Here is an 8,771-nt window from a genome sequence, read left to right as displayed (position 1 = left end):
CTCGCCGTGATCGTGTTACTGTTCTCGCCAATTTCTCCGTTCTCCGCGAGATTATAGAGCTCAAGCTCATACATAGCGTACATGCCCCATGTCGTATAGTTCGCATCGTTGATCTTTATTCTGAGCTTTAGCGCATCTCGTACTTCAGGAATATTGGCAAAGGTATGCTCCATAACGCCGTCATCTTTGCTGCCTTTCCATTGGATGGGTACCCCCTGTGCTATGGTTTCAAAGTTTATTCCGTCTGTAGAAGCCTGAACATCGATATTGGAAATACCCTGAATTAATCCAGATGTCGTAGCCATGACGACGGTGTTAAAGGTTTGCGGTTGTTCCCAAGTAAGATTAATCTCATGCGGAAACGGATGTTCGTTATTGTAGCCTCGCGAACTTGCGAACATGGTATACATAATACCGTCAACCATTTTCTTGGCACTATAGTCCTCGCCTTCACGTTCTGCCGTTGCTGTAATCTCAGAATAACTTCTGGCAATATTGGTACCTAGCCCATCCTCATTTCCTTTGAGAAAATTCAACGTGTAGAGCTTTGTAGTCGTCCCGTCGCTTGCGGTAGACCTGATATGAATCACACTTTTTCCGAATGGAATGTCAAAAGTCTGCGCTGTGTTATTGGCGACAGTCTTTCCGTTGACCTGCAAGGTACCCGCTCCGTCCGAAAGCGTTGGCGTAATCGTGATGGTGCTTACATCATTAGGAATCATTACAGGGTAGGTCGTCGTGCTATTGTCAAACTTAAAAGAAGGAACATTAGGGATTATTAAATTACTCAGCGTTCCGTCTGCTATAGGGTTAATCTCTCCGTTATCTGGAAGATTATAAAGCTCAAGTTCATATAAAGCATATATTCCCCAATACGTATTGTTGGCGTCATTGACCCGTATCCTCAGCTTCAGCGCGTCATTAACTGTAGGGATATTAGCATACGTGTATTCCATCTTGTTGTCGTCTGTGCTGCTATGCCATTGAATCGGTACCCTCTTTGCAATGGTGGTCCAATTCGTTCCATCTGAAGTAGCCTCAACATCAATATCCGTTATCCCCTGTAATAACCCTGATGGCGTAGCCATGACAATCGTATTAAAGGTCTTCTGTTGATTCCAAGTAAGATTGATCTCATGCGGGAACGGTACGATGCTCGTATACCCGCTAATACTCGCAAACATGGAACCGTAACTGCCGTCAACCATATTTGAAACACCATAGCCGGTACTGTCTTCCCTGGCAGCTGTTGCTGTAATAGCTGAATAACTTCTCGCAATATTGGTGGTCGGTTGATTTACATTGCCTTTGAGAAAGTTCAACGTATAAAGTCTCGTGGTTTCCCCATCACTTGCGGTAGAGCGAATAAGGATCTTACTTTTGCCTGTAGGGATGTTGAATGTAAGCCTCTCACCGCTGCCGTAACGTTTCCCGTTGATATCTAGGGTGCCATTTGCATCCGCAAGCGTTGGCGTAATCGTGATCACGTCTACATCGTTCGGAATAATGGCCTGGTAATTAATATTGTTTTTATTAAAAAGAACCGAAGGCGCGTTAGTCAGGTCCAAACTTTGCAGCGTTCCGTCATAGAGCTCCTGTCCTTCATACATGCTTACTCTGAAGCCGTCAACGAATAGGTTTTTGTTCTCCAGATTCACTACCTTGATCGTATGCTTGCCTGCTGACAAGTTATGATTGCTGTATACCGATATCGAATCGAGTTGAACTTTTTCATATAGGTCTATAATCACTGGCGCGGAATCGTCGATGGATACGGAAATTTTACCAGAGCCTTCATTTTTCTCCGCGATAAGATCGATACCAGCCCCTGTAAAAGTATAGGTCAATTCATCATCCGCTTTTAACGTGCCTTGAACGCCTCCCATATAAGCGTATTTCCGGCTTTTTGCAAACCATTCACCATCAAAAGTGATCTCACCGGTCGCGTTATCGGTCATGTAAGTCATAGGTACATCCTGCCCATCGTAGGGACTAGTTGGCACAGGAATTTCACCCAATGTTTCTCCGGCCGCCGCTTTAACCAGATAATCATGAAGCTTGCTGATATATTCATTATCCAGGGTATATTTTCTCGGATCAGACGGGTTAACAGCGCTATCTACTATACGTTTTGCAAGCCCAGGATTGGTTTGCTTGAGTTGGTGCATCAGTTCGTATTCCTCAAGTCCGTCTCTTTGGGCCTCGTAACGCAGTGAGCTCTTAACCGTCATATGTTCCTTGTCTGGATATACGATCGTAGAATCTCCATAATGAGGGACATACCATACGTTCCATCCCCAATGTAAGTGTCCTTGTACACCTTCTTGACTAAGATTCCAGAATAACAGTCTGCCAGTCAATATGGGCTGCGTCCAGAATCTGTTCAACCACGGAGCCGGATTCGCATCGCAAGTATACACCCATAAGTCTTTACCTGCCGCCTGCTCCGCTTTATAGAGACTTTTCTTGTCCTCGAAAACTGGGGTTAACGGGACCCACACATCCACATAAGGTTTGATGGTATCGTTCATTAGAGTACCGGCCGCATCAGCATCCAAAGTCTTGAAATCCGGAACGACCTCTTTTATTTTTCTAGCGATATAGGTCATATAGTTTGTAATGCTCGAACCGTTAGGTTCGTCCTTAGTATGCTGATACCAAGTAATACCATTAAGCCAACCTTTTTCCTTTAAATGATCGTGCAATGCTGTCAAGTAGTTCGTAAGATAAGCGTCTGTAACAGGTAGTGAATCGAATTCAGGTACCGACGTTTTCCACGGATCTTGTGGATTATTATTGTTTGGTCTCTCACTTTGTGGCATTTGTTCTAACGCATGGATCAAGTGTATGTTCGCAAAATGAGTAATTCCTCTATCCATAAAGGTTTGAACATATCGATCGAACAAAGACCAATCGATATTCTCCGGTATCCCGTCTTTAAAAGACACCATCTTGGTACCCTTTTCGTTTAATAATAAGTCTGTACGAACCCAAATCATGTTCTGGCGATAGTCGGTCATAGTTTTGGCAAAATTATCCATAAGGTCAAACCACTCATCGCTATACGTATCTACTCCATAATAGTTCTCGCCAACGTCATAACTAGATTGCGTTAAAGGATCATCTACAATCTCAGGTGGATTACCTCCAATCATAAAACCATTCGTCATCGACCATTGATAATTAACGAAATTAGCCTCAGAGGTTGGAGGGATTGCAGCGTTAGCAACTTCAACGTTAATAGGTACTTGATAATCGCCCAACGTCGTTTTCATCGTAACTATACCGGAATAGAGGCCCGGAACAGCATCGGCAGGGACATAATTCGTTATTAAGATGGGCTGAGTTGAATTTGCCGCCACATTTATAGAGGTATCGTTCGAAAGAGGGTCGGGAATCTCCGATAAGGGGTAGATTTGCGTGCCTACTAAATCCGGTCGATATTGATTGGGCTGCACGGTATCCTCAAGCACGTATTCTTCAAAATGATAGCTTAAGTTGCTGTTTGAGATCGTATTTCCAGGAGATACAAGATCGGAAAATTCAATTCCTGTAATCTTAAAATCGCTTGCACCTCTTACAGCAATTTGCTCACTTTCGTATTCGTTTTTGGCTGAAACAAGATCAATGCTGTTGTCAGGATTTGCAGGGATCGTGCTGGTCCTATATAAGGACTTCAATGCATTAACCACCCACACATCCAGGTTGCTGCTGTCAGCATGGACACTAGGCGCATTGCCCTGGAAAAATGTACTTACTAGAATCATGAAACAGATCATTGTATACATTGCCCGTTTGAACATAGATCAACCATCCTTTCATACTTTAATTAATGTTAGAACACAATTAAAGCGCTCACATTATGCATTATAATCTCAATTGAATTCTTGCTAAATAAGAGTATTTTTTGAAATCTAACAGATTTCGATTGTAAATAAGAAGAAACGCCTTTGGCGTCCTAATAAGGACGCCAAAGGCGTTTCTGCGATCATGAATCTTCTTCTCTTATGTGACGATACTGCGGTATGCGTACGATAACGGAAGTGCCAATTCCAGGTTGACTATGAATATTGATCCCGTACTCAGATCCAAATAAGAGCTGTAATCTTTCTTGCACATTCTTAATGCCATAGCCGGAACTTTCTTGTTCAAGAATACGCGCGATCATATACGGTTCCATTCCGACACCATTATCCTCCACGACAAAAACAATATCCTCACCGTCGAGACTTGCCCGCAGGATGAGTTTACCTCGCCCCTCCCGCTTCAGATCGATGCCATGCATAATCGCATTTTCAACAATCGGCTGTAAAATTAAATGAATCATTTCAAATTGAAATACCTTGTCGTCGGCATCAAATTCTACGTCAAATCTTGAATTGTGCATAGCTAATTGAATATGTATGTATGCTTGAACGTTGGTCCATTCATCTTGAATCGCAATAATCTGCTTCCCTTTATTTAAAGTCGTTCTGTAATAACTAGAAAGGTTATTTACCAAGTCACTAATTTCTTGAGCATCGATTCGCAGCGCTTTGGAATTAATTAAAGATAAAGAATTATATAGAAAGTGGGGATTGATCTGAGCTTGCAGCGCTTTGAGTTCAGCTGACTTTTGCGTGACTTTTGTTTGATATACTTCCGAAATGAGTTGATTAATTTGTTTAAGCATAGAACCGAAACGATCAGTAAGCTGCCCGATTTCATCTTTGGAATTCGTGGATACAACAACCGTAAGATCACCATCTTCCACCATCTTCATTTTGGTATTTAATTTCTCGATTCCTCTTAACAGCGTCTCTGAGAACAAGAAGATTATGATACTGAGGAAAACCATACAGATGAGTACAATGATACCCGTGGCGCTTAAAATATTGCGAATGCCTGTATTGTATTGATCATCGGAAACCAAATAATGCAGGACCCAATCGGTTTGCGGAATATCTTTGTTTATAACAAGGTAGGATTCGCCACCTAAGCTTGCTTTTGAAGTACCACTCCTTGAAAGGGATTGAAGCTGAACATCATCCATCTGCGGGGCATGCTCTGTTAACACCGGCTGATTCTTTTGATCGGTAATAATGATGCCCCTACCTTCATTCATCTTGCCAATGAAATCACCGAAGATTTTATTGTAATCAAACCGGACGTAAAGTTCAGCGCTCACGATTTGAAGATCGATATCGCGAATCACTCGAGTGGCAAACAATTCTCCATCCTCGAACCACCACTTCGTTGACTCGCTGCTCTTTGTCGCTTCATACCAATCCTTATCCTTAACTGCTGAAGAAGGCGTAATGAAGTTTCCTAATTCGGATTGCCGATTCTCAGAATACAACATAATCTCAGTCATATCCCCAACCATATACATTAAATTAAAAAAAATAGGTTCAATTTTATCATTCAACGTCTTAAATTGAGCGTACAAATCCTGATCTGGATTACTCATCAAATCAAGAAGCGCAGGGTGAAATACAATCGATTTCATGGATACATCCTGTCTCTGAAGACGGTAACTAATTTCTAACGCCAGCTTCCTCGCCTCGTTATCCGCGCTTTGCTGAACCTGGCTTTTCAATGAAGCTTTGGAACTTTGATAGGCATACAAGCCCAGTACAATCGTTGGCAGGAAGATAACAATCACATATGAAAGCAATAATTTCTGACGCAGGCGGATATTACGAATAAATTTGAGCAGACTCATCTTCTTCCGCCACCCTCCCGATATTGAATAGGAGTCAGGCCGTTATGCTGCTTAAACATTAAATTAAAATAGGAAGTATTCGCAAATCCAACTGTACTGGCAATATCAACAACTTTAATCGTTGAATCTCGCAGTAGCTCCTTCGCTCGCTCCATACGTACAGCTGTAATATATTTGATTAGGCTTTGACCTGTACTTTTTTTAAAGAGGAAACTTAAATAACTTGGCGATAAAAAGACGCGATTCGCTAAATAGTCAACCCCAATATCATTTCCGTACTCCATCTGGATGAGCATCTGTACATCTTCAATTACTTTGCGGCTTTGATCATCTGTATTTGTTTTAATTTGCAGCAAATGCTCCTGAAAAACAGATAAAATGACTTGCCTCAACTCAGCAATTGAATTGCAAAGTGCGATTCGCTCCAAACCTTCCTTTAGTAAACTGCTGCTTTTTTTGCCTTGAAGCTCTACTACTTTTTTCAATATTTCTGTAAATAAAAGTTTGGCATACATAGAACTAAAGCGCTTACTATTTCTCATACCCGCAATGAGATACTCTATTTGATGCTCGAGTGTACGATATTCATTTCGTGCAATGGAAGTATAAATCTCCTTAAGCATAAGCTCTAACGATTCGTCGTCTATCTGGTCATGAATGCTTTCGGCATCTTTGGAACAAACGACACTTCTATCCATAAAAAACCGAAAATTCATTAACTCTTCCATTTGGGTGAACTCGCCATGAAGCCCCTCTAGCTTATCTACCGGACTACCGACAATAATTAAACATCGCCGGTCGAAGCGAGTCTCCAGCCATTCTTTAACCTTTTCTCCATAAGTCATAAGCTCTTGCCCGTTAGCACTGTTCTTTGAAGCGGGATCAATAACGACGAGCAGGATGCTTTGGTATTCATTGATATGTAATAAAAGAATCTCATGTTTACTAGTCGATTGAAGAAATTCAAACGCTTCTGTATGATGTTGATCAAAAAAGTGACTTTGCAATCCAATCATAATTAAATACATCCGCTTATTTTCCAGATGATTTAGGCCAGCAAAAGCTGCCCGTTCCTCGTAATGGACGTCACTCTCACGACCTTGAATGAGATCAAACAGGAGCTTTTCTTTCTCATACGCCACTCCTTTATGAAAGCCCTTGATCAGCAACTCGTCCTTCTCTCTCTGAAGTCGTTCGTCATCTAGTATAGAGATTATGGATTGGAATACTTTGAGGAATTCCTTCACATCGATCGGCTTCAACATATAACTAACCGTCCCAAGTTGAATCGCTTTTTGTGCATATTCAAATTCCCCGTAAGCACTGTAAATAAGCACCTTAAGGTCCGGAATGACTATCTTTGCCTGCTTGATTAACTCTAGACCGTCCATGAAAGGCATGCGAATATCCGTGAATAATAGATCTACATGATGGCCCCTTATATATTCCAGCGCTACTTCCCCATCGTTGGCCTGAGCAACAGAAAAAGGTAGAGCATGCTTCTGAATAAGCCATTCAATCGCATCGATTTCAGCTTGTTGATCATCGACTACTAGAATATGATACATATTTTCCTCCTATCCGTTCATCGGGCGGTATTTACTCGCTTCCAGAGGATACTTACTACAAACCAAAGCATAGCACACTAGGCATTCCAATTCATACCATGTTACATTAACCACATGATTTGGTTTCTATTGTCAGATGGATTCTGTTAGATTTCGAAAAAATCTGTTATTTCGATGGAAATGGCATTTACATTACAATGAAATCTATACCGAAAAACTTATTTTCTAAATTTGGGAGGTCTTTGGATGAAGAGAACGTGGTTAGTTCCCACTACCGCTTTACTCACCTTGTCAATTCTATTTACAGGCTGCAGTTCGAACAGTACGAACAACAGTAGCGCTAAGGAAAGCGCAACACCAAATAATACAAAGACACTGGAAGAATCAAAGGCTCCAGAAGCGGTAAAGAAAGTAAAGGTCAGATTATCGTATTGGAACAAAGAAGACAGTGTAAAGGCACTTCTGCAATTATTCAAAGATAAACTTCCCGATATAGATGTGGAGTATCAGTTCATCGATAACAAGACTTACGTAGATGTCATCAAGACACAGCTAGCAGCAGGCGAAGGTCCTGACATTATTGGTGGAGTAATCGACGCAAATACCGTCAAGACAGGGTATTTCGAAGATTTAACAGAACGTTATGCCAGCAAGTATTATGAAACCGGTACGTCCACCGCAACATTTGATAATAAACTGTACGGGTTGCCGCAAGCTAGTTGGTTTAACGGGGTTTACTATAATGTTGATCTATTTGCCAAATATGACCTGAAAATACCAACAACACTTGATGAGTACTTCCAAGTAGCAGACGTGCTGAAGAAAAATGGAATTAAACCCCAAGCGATTGGTCTAAAGAATCCTAACGTAGCAGGCCAGTCCTTCCTTGGTTTGGCCCTCAATGATTTTATCGGCACAGCAGAAGGAAAACAATGGAACGATGATTTTGGTAAAGGAAACTCAAAAATGGTCGATGCGCTGGAGCCTGCTTTGACGACATGGACCGAATACTTGAAACACGGTGTCTTCACCAAGGATATGCTTGGACTTGAAGAAGAACAAGCGATTGACGAATTTACAAGCGGCAAGGCAGCGATGTTCCAAGCAGGACCTTGGTATATGGAAACTTTTAAGCAAAAGGCACCTGACATAAAGATTGATATGTTCCCGAACCTGGGTACAAAAGGCGGCCCGGGTTGGATGGTCGGTGGTCCTGGGGTATCGTTTGGTTTGAATGCGAAGTCCAAAGTCAAGGATGCAGCGTACAAGGTGCTTGACCTGTTATCCACACCAGAGGGTCAGAATGCTTACTGGGTTGATAATAAAGGAGGTTCCTCTTTTTTGAAAGGGGTTACTTTTGAAATGCCGGCAGAGTACAACGGTGCTCAAGAGGCTTTCAAGGCGGGTAATGTCATGTACCCTGTTAATAATTGGGGCGTTGCTGGTCCTGCTTTCTCAGATTTAGGAAAAGGTATTCAAGAAATCATAGCAGGTACTAA

Annotated in this window: 4 protein-coding genes; 1 reads left to right on the top strand and 3 read right to left on the bottom strand. The window is 41.8% G+C overall.

All coding sequences use genetic code 11. The features are described 5' to 3' along the window. From CA600_RS29890 to CA600_RS29880, 3 genes are all read right to left on the bottom strand, one after another. The coding region (locus CA600_RS29890; protein ID WP_143812233.1) for a glycoside hydrolase domain-containing protein at positions 1–3,803 on the bottom strand (3,803 nt) is incomplete at its 3' end. Between the two features lie 185 nt (positions 3,804–3,988). Continuing rightward, positions 3,989–5,704: a cache domain-containing sensor histidine kinase gene (locus CA600_RS29885; protein ID WP_094874724.1), complete on the bottom strand. Its 1,716-nt coding sequence runs from the start codon at positions 5,702–5,704 to the stop codon at positions 3,989–3,991. Continuing rightward, complete coding sequence (locus CA600_RS29880) at positions 5,701–7,272, bottom strand: response regulator transcription factor (RefSeq protein ID WP_094874723.1); 1,572 nt, start codon at positions 7,270–7,272, stop codon at positions 5,701–5,703. Before CA600_RS29880 ends, CA600_RS29885 begins: the two co-directional genes overlap by 4 nt. Before the next feature lie 246 nt (positions 7,273–7,518). On the opposite strand from CA600_RS29880, the gene CA600_RS29875 reads away from it, so the two are divergent. Further along, positions 7,519–8,771: ABC transporter substrate-binding protein (locus CA600_RS29875; protein ID WP_094874722.1), on the top strand; the 1,253-nt coding region annotated here is incomplete at its 3' end.

Origin of the sequence: Paenibacillus sp. VTT E-133280, from assembly GCF_002264385.1 — a bacterium.
GTDB lineage: Bacteria > Bacillota > Bacilli > Paenibacillales > Paenibacillaceae > Paenibacillus_AQ > Paenibacillus_AQ nitricinens.
This window is presented reverse-complemented; position numbering and strand designations above follow the sequence as displayed.

Coding starts and splice junctions, on each gene's coding strand:
- CA600_RS29885 (WP_094874724.1), bottom strand. CDS start 5,704: ATGAGTCTGCTCAAATTTATTCGTAATATCCGCCTGCGTCAGAAATTA.
- CA600_RS29880 (WP_094874723.1), bottom strand. CDS start 7,272: ATGTATCATATTCTAGTAGTCGATGATCAACAAGCTGAAATCGATGCG.